The following is a 21,424-nucleotide window of genomic DNA, read 5'->3' on the forward strand; positions in this document are numbered from 1 at the left end:
GTTTCTATTATTTTGTCCCTGGGAATCTTATTCAACATGGACGATACCAAAAATATGGCAAGAAATATGATACACAATAAGTCAGGTTATATTATGGGTGGTGTTCTCCCCATCATTTTTGACTCTCTAGCGTTCATACAAAATAACAGCTTTGAATCAAGCTGGCAAATTGCAGTTACTATTATCGGCCTTTTCATGTTAGCTATCAGCTTTTTTCAGGTAATCTTCGTGAATGATTAGAAAAGCTTAATAGAAGAACATCTGAACAAAGTTCCTTTTTTGTTTAGTCTCTTCGGTCTGATGTTGGGATATCTTTTAATTTACATTGGATTTTTTACTCCCATTATAGCTTATACCACCCTCAATAACTATTAATAATAATTATTACGCCTCAGTTATTACAGCCCCAGTTAAGTTTTCTAACAAAGTAAATGTAATTCGCCTTTAAACCCGTTTTTTAATCTTTTCAATTTTTCTAAATATTATCCGGAGTAAAATTTTCTTTTTTCTTAATAATTATTTAAGTTAGCATTATTACAATGCACTGGAATAAATACATTCTGAGGAAAATAAAAAAATGAAATTAACAAAAAGATTGGCTGCACAACTTGAAATTAACCTGCATCAGACTCTAAGAAACTACAAATGATGAATTATAATTCAGTTCAAACACAGCCAAGGGGATGTAAAGGATTCAAAAACGTTCGGGAAAGATATAAAGATATTAAAGATATAAAGATATTTATAAACTCATTCAAACAAAGTGGCAAAAGGAAATAACTAGAGATATTTTTAACCCTAATTTTCTTGAAGATTGGCTAGGGATAATTTCAAACTGAAAAAAATATCTTACCAAAAATCCAATTAATGAAGCTGAATTCTAAAAAAATGATAAAAAATTACAATAAATAATAACGTCGTTAAAAGATCTCTATATAAAATCTAATAATTTTTATATCTCTACAAAATTACCGCTATAAAATCCAAAAAATCGAAAGAATTTTTTAATTTTTTTTAAAAGAAAATTAAAAATTTTTATCACTCTTGATAAAAAGAAGATAATAAAATTAAAGACAATTATTGCTATAATTTTTAATTTTATAAAAGATTTAATAGAGGAGTGAGAAAAATAAGAAATTAAAAATGAAAAAAATAAAAATTTATTGAAAAACGCTTATACTTATTTAGAATCTTCTGATCGATTTTATAATATCGATAACTAATATCCAGAAGCTAAGGAAAAAGATAAAAAAAGAAAGGCTCCACCTCATCTGGAACAGAGCTTAAAAAATAAAAAAAATTTTAAATGTTACTAACAATAATAGTAAATTTTAATTAAAACGAAGAAGAGATCTCCTTGAAAAATATCTTTATTTAATAAATCTCTATTTTATAGTCGATTATTTTTTGAAAACGGTATTATGCTATCCCAATATAGGAAATGGAATAAAAAAGATGCATGTCAAGTTATGAATTCCTAACCACTTTTTCTTGGATAACTGTATCAAAAAATCTTCTTAATTTATCTAAGAACGAACCTTTTCATATAAAAAATAGTTTCTGATTATTGATAACAACTTGACGAAAGTTATAAACATGATTTAGAAAAATTTCTCATCAAAAACGTGCCAATGCTTATCCCACTTTTTCTTCAGAAGAGTTTAAATAAAAGGATTTACAAGATTATTTTGTCACCGAAAGATAGATTATTATTTTGGATTAGAAGCTCTTGGGTTTGATAAAAACCAGTCAGTCACTTTTTTAAACGGTAGTCTTTACATAACATACAGACTTATTATCCAACATGAGAATTCCCTACAAGAAAAAATAAGGTAAAAATGATATTTCTAGTTTCTATGAATGAATCTACCAATTATGGTCTTTATACAAAATTATTACGCGAAATTTTCAAATTTTACATTGAGCTCAAAAACATGAATATGAATTGAATTTTATATTTTACCACATTGATCCCACCTTTAATTTATCAGAAATGTATTCAACTATTGGAGCATATTTTATAATTTGTAAAAAAATAATACCTAAAAATAAAACCAATTATGAGATTTTTAATAAAATTCATTCACTAAAATGTATATTCATTCTCAAATTAAACAATCTATCACTTCTAGATTAATCGTTAGTTTTTTCAAACCTTTTAATGAAATAAAAATAATGGAGAAAATATTAAAAGAACATATAGATTTTCTCTATCTCTCTAGTAGGTCTAAGATAGGATCTGAAACTCTTTACAAACACCAATTGCACTTTTTAGAAATTAAGTATCGAGAAATATCTGACGAAGAGAAACAAGCGGAAACGATTTCTAAAATCTGGATAGCACCAGCGAAATGTGTCGATCTGGGCCAATCTGTTTTCCATTCATTACATTGAGGTAATCTGTCGGTAATTTCATACTAATACGCTTTAGAACCGACAAATATATTCATTAATGATCCACTATCGAGTTCTTGTTCAAGTACACCAATAGATAAAGATAATCCCATGTAATCCTGCTTATTCTCCCCATGTAATCATTAAATTAAAACCATATATAGAACAAAAAGTTTTTATAATCCGTTCTGATGGAACGATATTTTGATAAATACTCTTAACGACTTAAAATCCTTTTCTAATGGGTGAAGCTGTTCGAAAAGCAGTACCATGCCACCAATGTCAGATCGAACAATGGAAATTTATAATCAGCCCAAACTCACCATTCACCTCATAGGAAATTTTTTTACAAAAGCATTGTCCAGTTAATTTTTTCATCTTATTTATCCTTTATTTTGATTATTTCATTTATTTTATTATATACTAAAGTCTGAAATATTTAAAAAATATATAAATTTCCTTATTGGAGCAATATTAAAGGTAATAAATGGGAAATGGAAACTTTTTATTTTATTCTTTCTTTCGAAAGATATAAAATGATTTAATGAACTGCATCGCGAAATCCCAAAAATTACCCAAAGAATGCTCACATCGTAAATTAAAGAACTTGCAAAAGACAAAATTATTGAACGAAAAGTATATACTTATACTCCCCATATGTCGAATATTGGTTATCCGCCCATTGGGCGAACTTTTCTAACTCTATTAGCTTATTTAATATTAAAAATCCAACAAAAATTTAGTACCTAAAATTTTGATGGCATTTTAATTTGAGTAACTCTTTTCTATTTTTTTTCCAGTTATTTGAATACTAACCTTCGACTTTATCTGATCGTTGTTTTTTCAAAACCTATGTCAGGATTTTATAATAATTATTAAAATTATTAAGAATATTGATCGCAGGATAAAAGATAATTCCGCTAACGATACAATAACTCAATTATTTTTAGCCTCAAGATACGAGCTTATCTTGATTTTCCAATTTAGCTCTTTTAGAGTTCGATTTAAGATGATCCAAAATGACTTGTTTACTTCCTAACTTCAACTACATCTTCTATAATACTTAATATCAAAAACAATTCAAATAGAAAAAAGAAATTCAAGTTTTAGTATATGATAAATCGATCACTTAAAAATCAATTATATAGGATCAAAAGGTATTCCTAAAAATAAAAAAGAAGCACAAATATTAAAAAATCGTATAAAAAATTAAATTTTTTTATTTTTTAAACAGAGCAAAGTTAAAGTTAAAATTAACTGAAGACTATAATATGCATCAAAACCTTTTGAAGCAATATTGAATTAAACCAATATCAATCAGAACCATAATGAGATAGCTCAAATTACTGGATATTTTTTTGTTGTCTCGGTAAATAATCCGCTTCCTCCTATACAGTATCAGCAATAGCGACACTAAATTGGCTCATTATTGACTCAATTATCAATTCATAAGGTAAAATGTAAAATATTTTTTACTTAAATCGATGATGTTGTTTTACTTACATTACTAATATTTTTGAAAAGAACAGCTGAAAACCTCATCAAAAGAATATAAACTATTCCTGAAATCAATTGAGTATATTTCATGTCAAAGCCTTAGATAATAATGAGCATACCTATCCAAAAACCTTCCTGTTATAAAGCCATATACGCATATGAATAAAAGAATAAATGTTATGAGACCATTTTCCCAAGCGATACCTTTAAGATTAATTCCTTAAAAACGCGTTAAAAACGCGATCAGTAATTTTGAAGAAAACGCGATACTAATAATATAGGATATTCCAAGTATAGGATCTGATAAATAATCAATTTTAGTGATCCTAAGTAGTTTTTTTAAATTATTTTTTATCTTGGATTCAACATGCTTAATATTATATCTATATCGAATGCTCCCACCCAAATCGTAAATGATTAATATGTTCCAGCAATAATTAAGATTTCCAAATATCGCCGCTATACCGCCGATTTTTAGTAAAAGAGCAGAAATTAAAAAGCCGCTCCCAATACTCGAAGCTAAAGGAGTAAACAGTTGTTAGCCAAAATTCCCTACTCTCGAAATTTTTTATTAAAAAAATAAGTAAGCTAACTATAATGACAGCTAGTGTTATATCATCATAGCCCTTTTGTAAATGAAAGAGAATTTTAAACAAAACTAATTAACGTTAACTAACTACCCAGACAATTCAGTGAAAGCATCAATGATTTTTTTGATATTTCAAATAGCTTCCATGGAATTTAATCTCATGACTAAGTCATCCATTCTTTTTTTATCTATTTTTTATCCCACTGCAGATTGAATTACAGATTAACTCTGTGCTAATTGCACCTGATAAGATAATAATTCTTGAAAATATCATAATGAGAGATACGTTATAAACGTTTTTCACCAATTTACTTTTATATCTCCAGGATCCTCCCTAAAATATGTGTATAAATGAATACGAGTGTGCACTAGTCACTCAAAAGTCACGTAAGAATTTTTCACACTCAAAGTATACTGTTTGTTTAATACTAGTTCTAAGGTTGCAAAATATATACATTTTTCCATATCATAAATATATGAAATTTATATGAAATTTGAGCAATGACTCTGGAAGTCTCTGTCTCTGCAAAATATAAGAACGAATTTTAGAATCTGGAAAAATTGTTACCGCAGCGGGGTGTATCTGCCGATATTGATATGGCATTAACATTGGCTGCCAAAATTTCAGGCGAACAAATCACTAAAACATTACAACTGGATATAGGATATAATCCTGAACCGCCATTTTACGCTGGTTCTCCTAAAAAAGCTGATCCAGAATTAATTAGAATCACTGAAGAAAAAAATGGTCACTCTGTTTGAGAAAATTTAATAAAGATAGGCCATAAAAAATTACGCAAGGAACTAGATAGTATTGACAGTGTTCCATCTCTTAAGCGGTAGTTATTCTACACAGTCCATGTAACCGAACGGTCATCGTTACGAGGGCATTTTACTTTGTAGTCAAAGTTATACAACCTCCTGCAATTTTTTCATGAAATTCTTCAAAATAGAATTCCAGTCTATGATATCAACTAAAGTTAGCAAATCAGAGTTTGAAAATTCAAATTTTAACCCATTTATATTTTCAATGGGAAAGTGTTTCTTTAAAATCTTTTTTATTAATGCTAGTGAATTTAAATCTAACTCAATCATTGTTTTGCTCTAATTCTTTGAGCAAAGCTTTCACCGCTGGTAAAAATTGGATGGCAATGTCATAAACATATTTTGCATTTTTTAATTGTTAATGAGTGGAGCTGCCCCGGGTCTCATTAAATTCAAACCAAAGAGCAGGAGATTGTTAATCAAATTTTTTAGCCCCTGCCCCCCTGCCCCTAATCGAAATAAATTTTTCTTAGTTCTAGGCTCCTGCTTCTTCGGGCCCCAACATTTAAGCTTTATCCAACGCTGTAATAATTTCCAACCCAACTCATAAGTTTATTCAAAACGCTGGATAACCGAATCACGAATAATGTCGGCAGCAATATTTTTAGAAAGGTTGTTAAAATAATCAATCTCTTCTTTAAATGAGCAAATTACCTCCTAATTCACTTAGATCTAGAGCCATAGGAATTTCAATATAATCTGGTGCCCGGGGCCGGACTCGAACCGGCACGGGTTATTCGCCCGAGGGATTTTAAGTCCCTTGCGTCTACCAATTCCGCCACCTGGGCAATAAAGATAGACAGAGAAATCTGTCTAATTTTTGAGTAAGGCTGAGGCCGGAATCGAACCGGCGTATACGGCTTTGCAGGCCGCTGCATAAACCACTCTGCCACCCAGCCCTATTAAGTTCTTAATGTTAGCTTACTCTGATATCTGACTCAACCAATAATTCATACCGTGTGTGCACCAAACATGGGTCTGCAATAAACTGGGTATTGTTCGTCGACCAAAGACGCGTTACACAACACATCATCGCCAACATGTTTTCTTGAAAAAGGGCGTCAAACCTCTGCCACAGTGATAGTACATAGTGACGTACGTGAGCAACCCATGAAACCCGACCATAAGGGTGAGGAAAAAACTAAAAAGAACTAATAGGGTAATCGGTATCTTATCGATGAGTTGCACTAATTTCCACTGCGCAATCGTTATTTGCTTAAACAACACCATTTCCTTTCGCGCTTATATCTCAGAAATCTTAAGGTCATGCGTTTTTTCACTGCGTTCTTTGTACCAGCGAAATAGTGTTGCTAAAAATGAAACCAAAAGCTAAAAAGCTTAATCATTTAGGTCCCCCACAACACATCTCGTTCAGTTAGGTCATATAAAGATCAATAAGGACCAATCATATCGCCAAAAACCCATGCTGCAAGACCAAATACCCGCGTCTATCATACTCCCCCGGCCGAAATCGGAAACCACACCAAACTAACAACTCCATAGTGTCGGTACTACTAACGATTTTTTTGGCTTTTCAAAAACCCTCACCGTCGTTTGGAAAAATCGTTCAGCCCGTTTTTTCGCGAGCAAAAAGACAAAGAGTTAGGAAGAAAAAACTGATCGTAACAAGACTTTCTTGTAGTTTTTTTAAAAATTCACCAACATTATTTCATTAATCATTTTTACCACAATTGTTGTATCTGACCACAAAGTAGCCAGACCTTGCTAAGTCATTAAAAAAGGAAGATAGGGGAAAAAGCAGTTTTCGATCGCGCAAAATGCTCATCTGAGCCCGTGGTTGTCCACCCCACATAAACTGTGAATGGTATACCGGCGCAAGTTCGGGTATGATTAACGCATGCTCCTCAGACCCTACAAAGGATCCCGGCGGATGATGTGAAAAATCCGATAACAGAAAAAATGCGCACCGGATCCCTCTCGCCACTTAATTCAAGAAACTGACCCTTGTGTACTTTTCTAAGGAATCCGCAAGCTTTACCGCAGTAGGTGTGTTTTTTAGGTAAAATAGCATTTTTCCTTTGATAGTGGACTTCCTATCGTCTGATTAGCGATGGGCATCCATCTCAGTGCCGCAATACTGTTGCAATGCTAATCGGCTTGATAATCGAAGGTCGTCAGTTTTAGGAAGCTGAGAGATAAAATCGAGTATATCTCCTTGACCGTTTTGATCCCTTTTTGATCCCTTATTAAAGGGTGTGTAATAGTTAACGCGGTGCGCACCATCATCACCCGCCGTGTATTTTTCAACAAATCCGATCTAAGGGTTGAAAACCCTTGGCCCTCACTATACTTTACTTTATGCAGTTAAAATAGCCGTCCCCATATCGTTCATCTTCCAAGTATGATTCGGTGGCAGTTTTACCAATTAATTGACAATCCGCATCATTTACGTTTTCTGTGACGACGTATAAAAGCGCCCCCGCTACCACTCGAAGGTATCCAGAGTCATCATAGAATTTATGCAACAATATAAAGAAATGTTAGGTCCCCTAATGATTCGAAAAGTGTTAACTCAATAATTTAATCTCGTCCAGGACTTGTTACTCCAATTTTATCATTTGTCGAGTTTGATCCTGAAATTCTAAAGTTGTTATTAGCACCTCTTTTCATTCGGAATTAACTAAAAAAATATTTTCTAAAACAACTTTAAAAGCTTTGCTTTTCTAGATACGATTATTTAGTAAATTATTGCTTTTTTTCATAAACTATTATCATCAAGACTTAAAATTTATAAAATATAAGACTCAAATGAAATTGATAACTATTATTCATCACAAACTAGCACGCCTGAATTCTTCTAATCATATAGCCGAGATTGACCGAATTATAGCCACTCATTCACGATTAATATTGAAATATTTTTCACCAGAAATTTTTAAACCTACCAATTTAAGCTGTATTACCAAAAAATTATTAGGGAAATATTTAGCTACGCTAAAAAATAAAAAAGAAAATTATAATTCTCTGGTTTTTCCTATAATTTCCTATAATATTAAGAGGTTTATTCCATTGAGGAGGATATACCCTCTCCAAATAGTAGGAGCTGATAGTAGGTAACAGCTGAAACATTGAAAGACGTGATAGGGGTAATATTGATTTTGAAATTTTAGAAAAGTTAAAGAACAACCACTTGGCTCTCTCTGACGGCAATCTTGATAAACTATTTTACGCTTGTGAAATAATTGTGAGGTATATAAGTCTGCCGCTTCCAACTTGGAGGATTCATTGGAAAGTTCATTTATATTAGGACATCGACAACATGCAAAACTGAATTCTTCAGTATTACGCGACTAGCACTCTTTTTTAGTGATTTTGGAGCGGCTAATCTCTTGTTATTCGCTTAACGAACTAACAATTGATTTAACAATTCCAGGCCCTTGATAGATCAAGCCCGTATAAATTTGAACTAAAGAAGCTCCTGCCTTAAAAAAGGCTTCGGCATCTTCAGGAAAAAAATCCCTCCCACCCCAACAATCGGAACAGCATCCTGCACCAACTTATGAAGTTGTTTAATAATGGTAAGGGTTTTAGGAAAAAGTGGCTTACCGCTGAGCCCACCCTTTTCATTTGCGTACATCAACCCTTCCACTCCTTGACGACTATTAGTCGTATTCGTAGCAATCAAGCCTTCTAGACGATGTTCCAAAGATAACAATGCGATGACTTTTAATTGTTCCAGCGTTAAATCCGGCGATATTTTAAAAAGTAATGGCACATGTCGTTGATGACGGTCCTCTAACCGACGCTGTTCTTCTTTAAGCTGACTCAGTAATTTTGAAAGATATTGTTCAGATTGCAATTCTCGTAAGCCGGGGGTGTTGGGAGAAGAGATATTTATTGTCGCATAATCTACGTAAGGATAGGTTTTTTCAAAACAATATCGATAATTCTCATAAGCATTTTCCAAAGAAGTTGTTAAATTTTTACCGATATTTACCCCGACAATACCCTTTACTTTTCGCTTTTTGAGTTGTTCCACGAAATAATCAACACCCGCATTATTGAAACCAAAACGGTTAATTAACGCTTGTGCTTTTGATAGATGAAATAAGCGGGGCTTTGGATTACCGGGTTGAGATTTTGGAGTCACCGAACCTATTTCCACAAAACCAAAACCAAGTCCAAGTAACAGATCTATGTAATCACCATTTTTGTCTAAGCCTGCTGCAAGTCCAACCGGATTTGGAAATTGCAAACCAAACGCTGAGATGGGTTTTTGTGGAAAATGCTGCAAATATCGTTTGATCATCCAAGGACGGAAAGATGATTTCAAAGCAGATAAGGTCAAATAATGCGCTTGTTCAGGTTTTAACTGAAATAATAAAGGACGCAAATATTCGTAAATCATAAAGTCAACTCTTTTGTCCATATCTGCAACATCGCGTTACTTCCTTTCTGCAGTTTATAAAGGAAAACTTCCCACACTTCAATTCCGTAATCTCGTTCCTGTAAAAAAACTATAACTGACCCGAGCGAACCAGAAACTTCTCCCTGCTTCATCCAAAAGTGGAAATACGCGTACTTCTGGGGCCCACTTGGCAAAGTTCGATAATAACGAGCTATGGTGAAGCTTGTTTATTTTGGAATAGGAGATCGGTATATAACGCTAACTCAAATTGAAAATCTTCGAAAGGAAAGCGAGATAAATGAGCAACTTGATAGCGGTCTTCTATTCGGCCCCTTGAGAATAATCATTTACGAAAAGTCGCGCATAATGATTATTCCAAACGCTGAGGATATTTTCCAGGGTATATTCTCGCCTTGTTCTTGAATTTGATCTTCGCAATGGTAGAGTTGGGTCACTAAGTCTTGAATAACCTTATTAACATGCGTGGACATATCTAAGGATTCAAGATCACAATGAGAGTCAGCACTCATCACGCTGGTATGTGCCCACAAGCTTGATACATTTCAGCATTAAAATTCGAAAACTCTGCTAGGATAATCTAAAATTTTTTGCTCCCAATCATCGTGGGTTAAAAGTAAACATAGCAATAAACCCAACTGGGAATTAATGAGGTATCTCTTGAAGCCATTATCATGTTATCTTCCATGTTGAATGTTAAAATAACGAAAACTTATCAGGAACTTCCCGGTATAAGTGACTCAGCTATCTATTTAAAAACGAAAATAGTCACCTGTGTTGCCTACGAGAGTAAGAGTAACTGAGTTCCATTACTAAGGTAATCATAACATGATTCACGGACTCAATTTTCAGCTCGATGATACCGTTCAAATGCTACGCCAAGCAGTACAACAGTTTGCTGAACAAGAAATTGCTCCTCGAGCAAGAGAAATAGATCTGACGAATCAATTCCCACGCGATCTTTGGCCCAAGTTGGGTGAATTAGGTTTTTTGGAATTACGGTCGATGAAAAATACGGGGGTGCCCATATGGGCTATCTTGCCCATGTAGTTACTATGGAGGAAATTAGTCGTACTTCCGCTTCCGTTGGATTAAGTTATGGTGCCCATTCTAATTTATGCGTTAATCAACTGAGTCGTTTTGGTACGGAAGCACAAAAAAAACGTTATTTACCTAAGTTAATTAGCGGAGAGTATGTTGGTGCATTGGCTATGAGCGAAACCGAATCGGGCTCCGACATCATTAGTATGCGTCTCTCCGCCAAAGAAGAAGCGGATGGATTTATTTTGAATGGCACTAAAATGTGGATTACGAATGGTTTTGAAGCAGACGTGCTAATTGTGTATGGCAAAACTGATCCCACTGTCGGTTCACGTGGCATCAGTGCGTTTTTAATTGAAAAAAATTTCCAAGGTTATCGAACTGCTCAAAAGCTCGATAAATTAGGGATGCGTGGGTCAGATACCTGTGAATTAGTTTTTGATAATTGCAAAGTGCCCAAAGGAAATGTATTAGGGGAAATTAATCGGGGTGTTCCCATATTAATGAGTGGGCTTGATTACGAACGGCTTGTTCTAGCCGGTGGACCCTTAGGAATAATGCAAGCCTGTTTGGATTTTGTGTTACCTTATATTCATGAACGCAAACAATTTAAAAAATCTATAGGTGAATTTCAATTGATTCAAGCTAAAATAGCCGATATGTATACCGCATTAAACGCCAGCCGATCTTACGTATATGCGGTAGCCCAATCGGCCGATCTTGGGAAGATTTGCCCCAAAGATGCCGCGAGTGCGTTGATGTTTGCTGCCGAAAATGCTACCCAAGTGGCTTTGCAAGCTATTCAATGTTTAGGTGGTAATGGATATATTACGGAATTTCCGGTAGAACGATTTCTGCGTGATGCTAAATTATACGAAATCGGTGCAGGTACATCAGAAATTAGACGAATTGTAATTGGCCGTGAGCTCTTTCGAGAAGGTGAATAATGATAAAAGATCCAATTGTTGTCTTAAGCGCCACGCGTACGCCAATGGGCCTATTATGTTATGGCGGATATTTTAAAGAAATACATTCGAGTGAATTAGCGAGTGAATTAGGCACTACAGCAATCAAAGCGGACCATTGAACGCGCCGGACTTGATCTCGAAAATATCGACGAAGTCATTATGGGTTGTATATACTCTCCACCGATCAGGGACAAGCGGTGGGCCGCCGCGGGAGCCCCGTTCGGCAAGCCGCTATAAAAGCAGGGCTTCCGCCGAATATTCCCTGCACCACTAATGATATGGCTCTGTGGGATGAAAGCTATAAAACCATTTTAACCCACAATGGGATTCTCGCCAGTTCTTATAAGCCATGTTGTTGCCGTCGGTATGGAAAATATACCTAAAATATGTCTACGGCCCCCCATATCTCCTTATATTAAGGATAAAAGCTCGTTTTGGTTTATCATCGACTCTGGGATACGACCAAATTTATGGCCACATGATGCTGAATGCCTTAGAGGATGCATATGATACTAGGAAAGCCATGGGTGTATTTGGGGAAAAATGTGTGGATAAATATCAATTTTCGTCAAAAGAACTGGATGATTTTTCTCTTACATCATTAACTCGAGCAAAAAAAGCAAGCGAAGATGGGACCTTTTTCGCAAGGAATTGTTTTGATTACAGTAAAACATGGGAAAAAACTATTGAAGTTATTCATCATGATAAAAATGCTCTCAAAGCTAACCCAGAAAAATCTCCCATTTAAAGCCTGCTTTTAAACTAGATAGATCAGTAACAGCAGCAAACTCCAGCTCTATTTCAGATGATGCAAGCGGCACTAATTTTGATGCGGCTCTTAGAAGCAAAAAAATTGAGTATCCGAACAAATGGCAAAAATTATCAGCCATTTCACTCATACCCAAGAGCCTGTTCTGGTTTACAATAGCACCAATTAACGCTACCCAAGGTTTATGGAAAAATTAAAAAAAGAAGAGGTCGATTTATTTGAAATTAACGAAGTCTTTGCCGCTGTGTTACAATGGCAGCTATGAAAGAAATTAGTTTACTGCATAAAGAAAGTTAATCTCTACGGAGGGGCTTGTGCGGTTAGGCCATCCTAACGGGGTTTCTGGTGCGCGGCGCATTGTGGTCAACTTTACTCCTATGCATTACAAAAAAATAATTTGCAGCGCGGCAGAAGCAACAGCCATTGCAATTTCGGAGGAGAGTTAGAGTTAGTATTTAGGTGTTAATTAGTATGAGGTGTTAAAAGGAAAAAGATCACCTATGCCAAAAATTATTTCAAAAATAAAAATTAACAGCGATGAATTTAAGAATAACAAAAACGTCATGGACGCACAGATTCAAGAACTGGAAAGAGTGCTGTCTGAAATTAAGCGAGGAGGTCCGGAAAAAGCTCGCAACCGTCAACGGGAACAAGGAAAATTATTAGTACGAGAACGTATAGATCATTTATTGGATCCGGGTTCCCCTTTCCTAGAATTCTCTACTCTCGCTGGTTATCAACTTTATGATGACACCGTTCCTGCAGGAGGTGTCATCAGTGGAATTGGTCAAATTGCGGGACAAGAATGCGCAGTCGTAGCTAATGATGCTACCGTTAAAGGCGGAACATATTACCCTATTAGTGTAAAAAAACATTTACGTGCTCAAACTATTGCAGAAGAAAATAACCTCCCATGTATCTATCTCGTCGATTCTGGCGGAGCTTACTTACCCAAGCAAGATGAAGTTTTTCCTGATCGGGATCATTTTGGTCATATTTTTTATAATCAAGCGCGTTTGTCTGCCAAAAATATTCCACAAATTGCTGTCGTTATGGGATCCTGTACTGCAGGAGGAGCCTATGTCCCTGCAATGGCGGATGAAGTAGTTATGGTAAAAAATCAAGCGACTATTTTTCTGGGTGGCCCTCCTCTCGTAAAAGCAGCGATAGGTGAAGTGGTTACTACTGAAGAATTGGGAGGCGCCAACGTTCATTGTCGACTTTCTGGTGTAGCCGACTATTTAGCTGAAAATGACTGGCAAGCACTCAAATTAACTCGAAATATTGTAAATAACCTGAATCGTAAAAAAAATATCCCCCTTTATATCCGCACTCCTCAAGAACCTGCTTACCCTATTGAAGAACTTTTAGGAATCATTAATACAGATCCCCGGAAACCTTACGATGTTCATGAAATTATTGCTCGATTGGTTGATGGTTCTTCATTTGAAAAATTTAAAGCATTGTATGGAACCACGTTAGTTTGTGGCTTTGCACATATTTATGGTTATCCTATAGGGATTATTGCCAATAATGGCATTCTCTTTTCCGAATCTGCACTTAAAGGTGTCCATTTTATCGAATTATGTAGTCAACGCAAAATTCCTCTGGTTTTTTTGCAAAATATCACCGGTTTTATGGTCGGTAAAAAATATGAAAATGCAGGCATTGCTAAACATGGTGCCAAAATGGTTCATGCTGTCGCATGTACAGAGGTTCCAAAATTCACTATTATTATTGGAAATAGTTACGGTGCAGGAAATTATGCCATGTGTGGTCGTGGTTACGATCCACGATTTTTATTTATGTGGCCTAATGCACGTATTGGAGTTATGGGAGGCGAACAAGCTGCAAACGTCTTGGCACAAGTGAAGCGCAACCAAATGGAACGGCACAGCGAAATATGGGATGGAAAAGAAGAAGCTCAATTTAAAGCCAATATCCGGACTAATTATGAAGCACAAGCTAACCCTTACTATTCCAGTTCTCGACTATGGGACGATGGTGTTATTAACCCTCTCGACACTCGTCGAATATTAGGTCTTTGCATTTCTGCAAGCCTAAATGCACCTATTCGGGAAACCCGTTTTGGAATTTTGCGAATGTAAAAAGGAAGGACAATTATGAATAAATTTACTTATATCCGCCAACGTTATGAAGGAAATATAGGTTTAATTACTTTTAACCGTCCTGAAAAACATAATGCGTTTGATGAGCAATTTATTGCTGAATTAAAACAAGCTTTACAACAAGCAAATCACGAAGAAACATGTCAAGTCATTATTATCAATGCGGAGGGGACTAATTTTTGCGCGGGTGCCGATTTAAATTGGATGAAACGTATGTCAGGATTCACTCGTGAAGAAAACGAAGCTGATGCAATTGCTTTTGCCGACCTTTTGCAATTGATTAATCACTTGTCGAAACCTAATATTGCCTTAGTTCAAGGAAATATTATTGGGGGAGGTATTGGTTTAATTGCTTGCTGCGACGTTGTAATTGCTTCTACCGATACGAAATTTTCTTTTTCAGAAGTTAGATTAGGACTAACCCCTGCAACTATTGCACCTTACATCATTCGCGCTATTGGATATAGCGCTACTCGCCGCTATTTTCTAACGGCGGAATTTTTCAATGCTTTAGAAGCACAAAAATTAGGACTTCTCCACCACGTTGTTAATCAGAATGAATTGCTAACAACTGGAAAAAATCTTGCTAAATTAATTACCCAAAATAGTCCACAAGCTTTATCTCACGTCAAACAATTGCTCAATAATTTGTATCCAATCAACGGAACTGTTGTTTCGCAAACTGCAGCGCTTTTAGCTACCGTTCGTTCTTCCAAGGAAGCTCAAGATAGAATTCAAATATTTTTAAAAAATAAAGTCTAATCGGTAGTTAAGGAGTTCAGAATCTCTATATGTTTCGCAAATTATTAATTGCTAATCGCGGCGAAATTGCTTGTCGAATAATTAAAACGGCTAAAAAATATGGCATTAAGACTGTTGCAGTTTATTCTTCGATTGATAAAGAGGCGCATCATGTCAAATTAGCTGATGAGTCTTTTTTGATCGGTCCGCCCCCTCCTGCAAAAAGTTATTTAAATGGTGAAAAAATTATCAACGTTGCGCTGGAAGCAAAAGTGCAAGCTATTCATCCCGGTTATGGATTTCTATCTGAGAATGCAAAATTTGCCAGTCTATGTCAACAAAAAGAAATTATTTTTATTGGTCCCCCTCTTCAAGCTATTAGTGTTATGGGAGACAAACGCGAAGCTAAGAAATTAATGGAAAAAGCCGGTGTTCCGGTGGTGCCAGGTTATCAAGGTGCCTTCCAAGATTTAAACATATTGCAGGAACAAGCTATAACCATAGGATTTCCTCTTTTAATTAAAGCAGCTGCTGGCGGCGGAGGGAAAGGAATGCGTTTAGTGACCAATAGTAATGACTTAGAAAACGCACTGCGATCCGCGCAACGCGAAGCAAAATCTAGTTTCGATGATGATACTGTTTTTCTGGAAAAATATATAAAACCGGCGCGCCATGTGGAAGTGCAAATCTTTTTGGACCAGCAAGGCGATGGCATTTATCTATTCGATCGAGATTGTTCTATTCAACGTCGCTACCAAAAAATTATCGAGGAAGCTATTGCCCCCAATTTAAAAGAAACTACCCGACAAAAAATGGGGGAAACTGCTATAAAAGCCGCCAAAACCGTTAATTATGAAGGCGCCGGAACGGTCGAATTTCTGGTAGATCAGTCAGAAAATTTTTACTTCATGGAAATGAATACTCGTTTACAGGTTGAGCATCCGGTAACGGAAATGATAACTGGATTAGATTTGGTAGAATGGCAATTCAGAATCGCTAGCGGCGAATCTCTTCCTTGCTCTCAAGAGCAAATCAAAGTAACAGGACATGCTTTTGAAGCGCGGATTTATGCGGAAAATCGCGAAAATAATTTCGCTCCCTCTATGGGAAAAATAACTTACTTTAATTTACCTCCCGAAGAGAAACGAATACGATTCGATACGGGAGTCACTCAAAATGACATTATTACTCCCTATTACGACCCCCTAATCGCCAAATTAATTGTTCACGAAAAAGATCGAGCAACTGCTTTACAATTATTACAAAACACCTTAGAAAAAATTTTTATTATCGGAATCGATACAAACATATCCTTTCTTCACCAAATATGTGGAACTCAAGCCTTTAAAGAGGCTAAAATTCATACAACATTAGTTGAAGTTGAAATCTCTAGAATTCTTAAAAAAGAATTGTTACCCGATGAGGTTTTATTAATTACTTGTTTCGCCGAGTTGCAGCAACAAAAAACGGCAATTGAAAAATTAGCTTTCCAATCAGTAGATCCTTACTCCCCGTGGTTTATTCACGACAATTGGCGTTTGTTTTCACCGCCTGAAAAAATATTACAATTTTGGTATAAAGAAGATAGTTTCGAAATTAAAGCTGATGAATTAATTCTTCTTGAACGTTCATTTTTGATTACTGGGCAAAAGCAAAATAATTATCAGTTTAAAATTATTTACAACAATCAAGTTTTAGAAGCAGCGGCCATTCTTTGTGAAGAAGATTGGCATATCTTTTATAAAGCGAGCCATTTTGTACTTTCAAAGCAAAATCCTAAAGCTTCAATGACTAACGAAGCAATTGCTGATAATCAATTTATTGCTCCCATTCCAGGAACCGTTATTGAAATTTTTGTTGAACCTAATCAATCAGTAAAAAAAGGCGATCGCCTACTTATCTTAGAAGCCATGAAAATGGAGCATACTCTCACAGCCACTAAAGATGGAGTGATACAAGCCCTACTGTGTAAAACCGGTGACTTAGTAGATGAAGGCGCTCAGCTTTTGAAATTAAACTGAAATTAAACTAAGGCTTGTCTATAGCTAATTAACAACCAGCTTAAAAGCTAACCAAAAGATTACCATCTTTTGCAATAGCTAAAATAGCACATAGCTGGCCTGCCACTGAACCGATCACAATGAGTAAAATAGTAGAATTTAGCATAAAACCGATTGTGCGAAGTACCGATCCAAAGCCCCCGTGGCCAAGCGCGGTTTTTAACATATAGCATGTATATACCATTGTTTAATCTGTGTGAATGAGGTCTCCGGTAGGAGAGACCCTTGGGGAAGGCTTGTAATCTGCTAAGAGGGCCATATAAATTACTGCAAAAACCAAAAAAATAAAATTGCGAAACCGTCTAGTTTAGTATCTAGTATCTCCATTTTGTTTGGTTGAGCTGCCATCTTATCATGATGGCAATACCTCAGATATTATCTCATGCTGTAATGGAAGATATGACGATTACTTGGGAATCGGCTATGAGCAGTACATTTTTACCTAGCGCGTTTCATGTGAGCACCTCTGCTTTCGTGGTTGCCCAACCATGCCCATCTTCTGTAAAGTTTTTTATTTTCATTTTTTACTCCCTATAAATAAAATGAAAAAGTCATTTTATATCAAAAATAGCATATAATCAAATATGTAGAAAAAACTTCGATAAATTATGGCTTAGTGATTTTACTGCCGTATGGTGAAAGAATTCTTGACAATTTAACAATAAGGATGGTAAAAAATATTATGATCTTACAATATAGAGTTTATCTCATTTTTTATTCTTTTTGGTGTAGCCCTTAAAAGCGCTAACTATCTGTTTTTACCTTTTCAAATTCACCATAATCAATTTAAACACAGACTTTAAAGGTCGCTATTATGCAAAAAACAGACAATTTAAGAATAAAAACTATACGGCCCTTGATGCTTCCCGCTCTTCTCATCGAAGAGTTACCCCTAACAGATACAATTGCCAACAAGATAAACCAAGCACGAGCAGTCGCGAAAAGCATTATCCATGGAGAAGATGATCGCCTGTTGGTGGTTGTCGGCCCTTGTTCCATACACGATTTTGGAGCTGCTCTGGAATACGCTTCTCGGCTTAAAGACTGCATGGCCCAATACTCAAGTGAATTATTTATTGTCATGCGAGTTTATTTTGAAAAGCCTCGCACTATTATTGGATGGAAAGGTTTAATAAACGATCCCCACTTGGATGGCAGTTTTCAAATTAATCGAGGTTTACGGATCGCCCGACGTTTGCTTTTAGATATTAATCAATTAGGAGTGCCCACCGGTAGTGAATTTTTAGATACTATTATTCCCCAATACATCTCTGACTTAACGACCTGGTCAGCCATCGGAGCTCGAACCACCGAAAGTCAAATCCACCGAGAACTCGCTTCAGGACTCTCGATGCCTATTGGCTTTAAAAATGGAACAGCAGGAAGCATACAAGTAGCTATTGACGCTGTCCTTGCTGCTCATCACTCCCATCATTTCTTGGGTGTCTCTGAACAGGGCATCGCCGCTATTATCAGCACTACAGGTAATCAAGACAGTCACGTTATTTTGCGTGGTTCCACTCAAGGCACTAACTATGACCCGATAACAATTGCAGAAACTGTAAAAAGATTAAAGTCAGCCCATTTATCTCCTTCGATAATGGTCGATTGCAGCCATGGTAATAGCGGTAAAGATCATAAAAAACAAATCCAAGTTATCGATTCAATTTGCGACCAGATTCATCAAGGAAGCTTCTCAATTTTTGGCGTTATGATTGAAAGCAACTTAATTCAAGGAAAACAACCTCTAGAATCCGGTAAACTGCTAAAGTATGGACAAAGTATCACTGATGCTTGTATTTCCTGGGAAGACACAGAAATAGCATTTAGTAAATTGGCTGACGCTGTTATTGCCCGGCGTCGCCAGAATGAGGAGAAAACGAGTGTCCAACAATAGTGAGGTTTTAATTAAACTACGCCAAAAAATCAATGAAATAGGATTATCAAGTTGTTGATTTGCTTGATCAACAGTCAGAATACGCATTAGAAATTGCGAAAGTCAAGGTAGCAAGATGGGAAGCTTATGAAATTTTATCGTCCTGAACGGGAGAGCAGAAATTTTAGAAAAAATCACTACTCACAATAAAGGACCTTTACCGGCGGAAGCAGTTATTGCTATTTTTAAATCTATGATGAAAAGATGAAAAATGTCGAGATCTGAAAATCAATAATTATCCGGAATTAAAAAATGAAAAAGACACAAAAGATTAACAATTTTTCAATTAATTATTTGATATCTTCCGAAAATGTCTTCCGAAAATGTACTTCGAGCTCTTAAAAATAAAGAAATTGATTTTGGCATTTTTGCTATAGAAAATGCCCAGGACGGCAATTGTTACTGAGAGTATCAAAGCGTTGACCAAATATCGTTGTCAAATTGTAGAGTAGATATGTTTCACATTCCAGTGAGTCAAAATTTAATTACTTTTCTTAGAATTTCAATAAAACAAATTACGGAAATTCATTCTCATCGTCAGGCTCTGTGTCAATGTCGTGAATTTTTAACGACTCATTTTGTTTGGGGGGCTGCCCTCTCATCGAGGAGAATGACATAGCAGAATCTGCTCGCCGTTTAAAGGCCAGGTGAATTGTCGAAAACCGCGGTTGTTATTGCGAATCAAGCTTGTTATAATATTGTTTCTAACAAAAGCCAATCTTTCGGTTATTTCACTACTCTTAAAATGCTCTTAATTTAGTAATGATTTGAGATGATATTTTCAAAAATAATCCTCGCGAAAATAGTCTAGAAAAAAAGAATTAGAAAAACTTTCTCCAAACTTTCTCCCCAAACTTTCTCCTGAAAATTCAAACCAAGTGTAACAAAAATTGAATGATCTTACCAATTCTGATCACAATCAATGACAAGAAAAACAAGAGACGTAGAGCTAACAATTAGCCATAGCACTAAACTTTAAAAATATTCTCCTCTCAAAAATTGAAATAAAAGAATTAAAAGATCAAGAACCCTTGTTAGAACTTAGCAATCGTTTTGTCAATTTAAATATTTCTATGCCGTTTATTACTGCTATTTATTACTGCTATAAATTTTGAAAATTATTATCGTTTAAAAGTTTATTTGACTATTCACAGCGTTTTTAGTCGTCAAAACAACCACACGATGATTCAACCCTCAACAAATTGTTAAAAAAGTTAGACGCCGAATTTAAACAGATTCACCAGGAAGAAACACAACTGATTAAAACTCAATGGGTTGAAATAAAATAAGTCATTTAAGCTTATAACTACTCTTGTCCGATGACTTGATTAATGAGCATCCGTTGCCGTTCTACTTCGTACAAACAAATTCCACACGCCACAGAAACATTTAAGCTTTCTATGCTACCTTGCAGAGGAATTTGTGCTAAAAAATCGCAACATTCCTTTGTTAAATGACGCATCCCTTTGCCTTCGCTTCCCAAAACTATAGCTAAATCTCCAGTTAAATCAATCTCTTGAAGGTGCAAATCCGCATCGGCCGCGGTCCCAATGATCCAAATCCCTTGTTCTTGAAGCCAACGAATGGTACGCGCTAAATTCGTCACGCGAATAAAGGGAAGCATCTCAACCGCGCCGCACGCCACTTTACGAACAACAGGCGTTATTCCAACCGCCCAATCCTTAGGTACGATCACAGCCTGGGCGCCTAACGCCTCAGCACTTCGAAAACAAGCACCTAAATTATGTGGATCTTTTACTCCGTCAAGAATTAATAATAATGCAAAGGTCTCACGATTTTTTATTACAGTTTGCAATGCATTTACATCAAGACTTTCGAAATTTTTACATTTAGCAATTATTCCTTGATGTTTTTCCCCAAAAATATTTAATTCCTTACGAGAAGTATATTTAACAATTACACCTGCTTTTTCTGCTATTTTGATAATGGATTGTAAACGTTGATCTTCCCGATTTTTTTGTACATGCAAATTGATAACAGTGTGAGGCGCCGTTTCTAAAAGAACTCGCACAACATGGATTCCATACACAATTCGCATTTTGTTCATATTTTCAATAATCTTTCTTG

The 21,424-nt window shown here is 35.6% G+C and carries 14 protein-coding genes, 2 tRNA genes and 3 pseudogenes; 12 read left to right on the top strand and 7 right to left on the bottom strand.

Features of this window, described 5'->3' with window-relative positions; all coding sequences use genetic code 11:
• Nucleotides 1–6 precede the first annotated feature (6 nt).
• A pseudogene (locus MRH55_RS08055) lies at nt 7–375 on the top strand (hypothetical protein).
• A 3,736-nt stretch (nt 376–4,111) separates the two neighbouring features.
• On the opposite strand, the gene MRH55_RS08175 reads toward MRH55_RS08055, so the two are convergent.
• Nucleotides 4,112–4,426, bottom strand: coding sequence for an Aq_097 family APC-type transporter (locus tag MRH55_RS08175; RefSeq protein WP_500784521.1), 315 nt, complete (start codon nt 4,424–4,426; stop codon nt 4,112–4,114).
• Nucleotides 4,427–5,077: 651 nt separating this feature from the next.
• Between MRH55_RS08175 and MRH55_RS05040 the strand changes: the two genes are divergently transcribed.
• Nucleotides 5,078–5,242, top strand: a complete 165-nt coding sequence (locus tag MRH55_RS05040; protein WP_304985165.1) for a hypothetical protein — start codon at nt 5,078–5,080, stop codon at nt 5,240–5,242.
• A 763-nt stretch (nt 5,243–6,005) separates the two neighbouring features.
• Here MRH55_RS05040 and MRH55_RS05045 read toward each other — a convergent pair.
• The 4 genes and pseudogenes from MRH55_RS05045 to MRH55_RS05060 form a co-directional block, all read right to left on the bottom strand.
• Nucleotides 6,006–6,093: transfer RNA gene (locus MRH55_RS05045), tRNA-Leu, on the bottom strand.
• A gap of 39 nt (nt 6,094–6,132) precedes the next feature.
• Nucleotides 6,133–6,204: transfer RNA gene (locus tag MRH55_RS05050), tRNA-Cys, on the bottom strand.
• 2,454 nt (nt 6,205–8,658) lie between these two features.
• Nucleotides 8,659–9,674, bottom strand: a pseudogene (locus tag MRH55_RS05055) (quinone-dependent dihydroorotate dehydrogenase).
• A 347-nt stretch (nt 9,675–10,021) separates the two neighbouring features.
• Nucleotides 10,022–10,225 carry a hypothetical protein gene (locus MRH55_RS05060; RefSeq protein WP_304985166.1) on the bottom strand — a complete coding sequence of 68 codons (204 nt, stop codon included), beginning with the start codon at nt 10,223–10,225 and terminating at the stop codon, nt 10,022–10,024.
• Nucleotides 10,226–10,520: 295 nt separating this feature from the next.
• Between MRH55_RS05060 and MRH55_RS05065 the strand changes: the two are divergent.
• The 8 genes and pseudogenes from MRH55_RS05065 (at nt 10,521) to MRH55_RS05100 (ending at nt 17,361) form a co-directional block, all read left to right on the top strand.
• Nucleotides 10,521–11,680 (top strand): annotated as a pseudogene (locus tag MRH55_RS05065) (isovaleryl-CoA dehydrogenase).
• Nucleotides 11,680–11,820, top strand: coding sequence for a hypothetical protein (locus MRH55_RS05070; RefSeq protein ID WP_304985167.1), 141 nt, complete (start codon nt 11,680–11,682; stop codon nt 11,818–11,820). The pseudogene MRH55_RS05065 and the gene MRH55_RS05070 overlap by 1 nt, the downstream one beginning before the upstream one ends.
• Before the next feature lie 45 nt (nt 11,821–11,865).
• Entirely contained in the window at nt 11,866–12,084 is a 219-nt protein-coding gene (locus MRH55_RS05075) for a hypothetical protein (protein WP_304985168.1), read from the top strand.
• Between the two features lie 98 nt (nt 12,085–12,182).
• Nucleotides 12,183–12,449: a thiolase family protein gene (locus MRH55_RS05080; RefSeq protein ID WP_304986141.1), complete on the top strand. Its 267-nt coding sequence runs from the start codon at nt 12,183–12,185 to the stop codon at nt 12,447–12,449.
• A 335-nt stretch (nt 12,450–12,784) separates the two neighbouring features.
• Nucleotides 12,785–12,916 carry a hypothetical protein gene (locus tag MRH55_RS05085; protein ID WP_304985169.1) on the top strand — a complete coding sequence of 44 codons (132 nt, stop codon included), beginning with the start codon at nt 12,785–12,787 and terminating at the stop codon, nt 12,914–12,916.
• Nucleotides 12,917–12,970: 54 nt separating this feature from the next.
• Nucleotides 12,971–14,578 carry a carboxyl transferase domain-containing protein gene (locus MRH55_RS05090; protein WP_304985170.1) on the top strand — a complete coding sequence of 536 codons (1,608 nt, stop codon included), beginning with the start codon at nt 12,971–12,973 and terminating at the stop codon, nt 14,576–14,578.
• 15 nt (nt 14,579–14,593) lie between these two features.
• Nucleotides 14,594–15,361: an enoyl-CoA hydratase-related protein gene (locus MRH55_RS05095; protein WP_304985171.1), complete on the top strand. Its 768-nt coding sequence runs from the start codon at nt 14,594–14,596 to the stop codon at nt 15,359–15,361.
• A 29-nt stretch (nt 15,362–15,390) separates the two neighbouring features.
• Nucleotides 15,391–17,361: an acetyl/propionyl/methylcrotonyl-CoA carboxylase subunit alpha gene (locus tag MRH55_RS05100; protein WP_304985172.1), complete on the top strand. Its 1,971-nt coding sequence runs from the start codon at nt 15,391–15,393 to the stop codon at nt 17,359–17,361.
• 40 nt (nt 17,362–17,401) lie between these two features.
• On the opposite strand, the gene MRH55_RS05105 is transcribed toward MRH55_RS05100, so the two are convergent.
• Nucleotides 17,402–17,584 carry a hypothetical protein gene (locus MRH55_RS05105; protein WP_304985173.1) on the bottom strand — a complete coding sequence of 61 codons (183 nt, stop codon included), beginning with the start codon at nt 17,582–17,584 and terminating at the stop codon, nt 17,402–17,404.
• Between the two features lie 630 nt (nt 17,585–18,214).
• Here MRH55_RS05105 and MRH55_RS05110 point away from each other — a divergent pair.
• A complete protein-coding gene (locus MRH55_RS05110) occupies nt 18,215–19,297 on the top strand; it encodes a 3-deoxy-7-phosphoheptulonate synthase (RefSeq protein WP_304985174.1) in 1,083 nt (360 codons plus the stop codon).
• A 493-nt stretch (nt 19,298–19,790) separates the two neighbouring features.
• A complete protein-coding gene (locus MRH55_RS05115; RefSeq protein ID WP_304985175.1) occupies nt 19,791–19,955 on the top strand; it encodes a prephenate dehydratase domain-containing protein in 165 nt (54 codons plus the stop codon).
• A 687-nt stretch (nt 19,956–20,642) separates the two neighbouring features.
• Here MRH55_RS05115 and rlmB read toward each other — a convergent pair.
• Complete coding sequence (gene rlmB / locus MRH55_RS05120) at nt 20,643–21,404, bottom strand: 23S rRNA (guanosine(2251)-2'-O)-methyltransferase RlmB (RefSeq protein WP_304985176.1); 762 nt, start codon at nt 21,402–21,404, stop codon at nt 20,643–20,645.
• Nucleotides 21,405–21,424 lie beyond the last annotated feature (20 nt).

This window comes from Coxiella-like endosymbiont (assembly GCF_030643785.1).
Taxonomy (GTDB): domain Bacteria; phylum Pseudomonadota; class Gammaproteobacteria; order Coxiellales; family Coxiellaceae; genus Coxiella.

What these genes read in the sequence shown, in the direction of transcription:
- MRH55_RS05040 (WP_304985165.1), top strand. Translation starts at nt 5,078, where the DNA reads ATGGCATTAACATTGGCTGCCAAAATTTCAGGCGAACAAATCACTAAA.
- MRH55_RS05070 (WP_304985167.1), top strand. Translation starts at nt 11,680, where the DNA reads ATGATAAAAGATCCAATTGTTGTCTTAAGCGCCACGCGTACGCCAATG.
- MRH55_RS05080 (WP_304986141.1), top strand. Translation starts at nt 12,183, where the DNA reads ATGCTGAATGCCTTAGAGGATGCATATGATACTAGGAAAGCCATGGGT.
- MRH55_RS05090 (WP_304985170.1), top strand. Translation starts at nt 12,971, where the DNA reads ATGCCAAAAATTATTTCAAAAATAAAAATTAACAGCGATGAATTTAAG.
- MRH55_RS05095 (WP_304985171.1), top strand. Translation starts at nt 14,594, where the DNA reads ATGAATAAATTTACTTATATCCGCCAACGTTATGAAGGAAATATAGGT.
- MRH55_RS05100 (WP_304985172.1), top strand. Translation starts at nt 15,391, where the DNA reads ATGTTTCGCAAATTATTAATTGCTAATCGCGGCGAAATTGCTTGTCGA.
- MRH55_RS05105 (WP_304985173.1), bottom strand. Translation starts at nt 17,584, where the DNA reads ATGGTATATACATGCTATATGTTAAAAACCGCGCTTGGCCACGGGGGC.
- MRH55_RS05110 (WP_304985174.1), top strand. Translation starts at nt 18,215, where the DNA reads ATGCAAAAAACAGACAATTTAAGAATAAAAACTATACGGCCCTTGATG.
- MRH55_RS05115 (WP_304985175.1), top strand. Translation starts at nt 19,791, where the DNA reads ATGTTTCACATTCCAGTGAGTCAAAATTTAATTACTTTTCTTAGAATT.
- rlmB (WP_304985176.1), bottom strand. Translation starts at nt 21,404, where the DNA reads ATGAACAAAATGCGAATTGTGTATGGAATCCATGTTGTGCGAGTTCTT.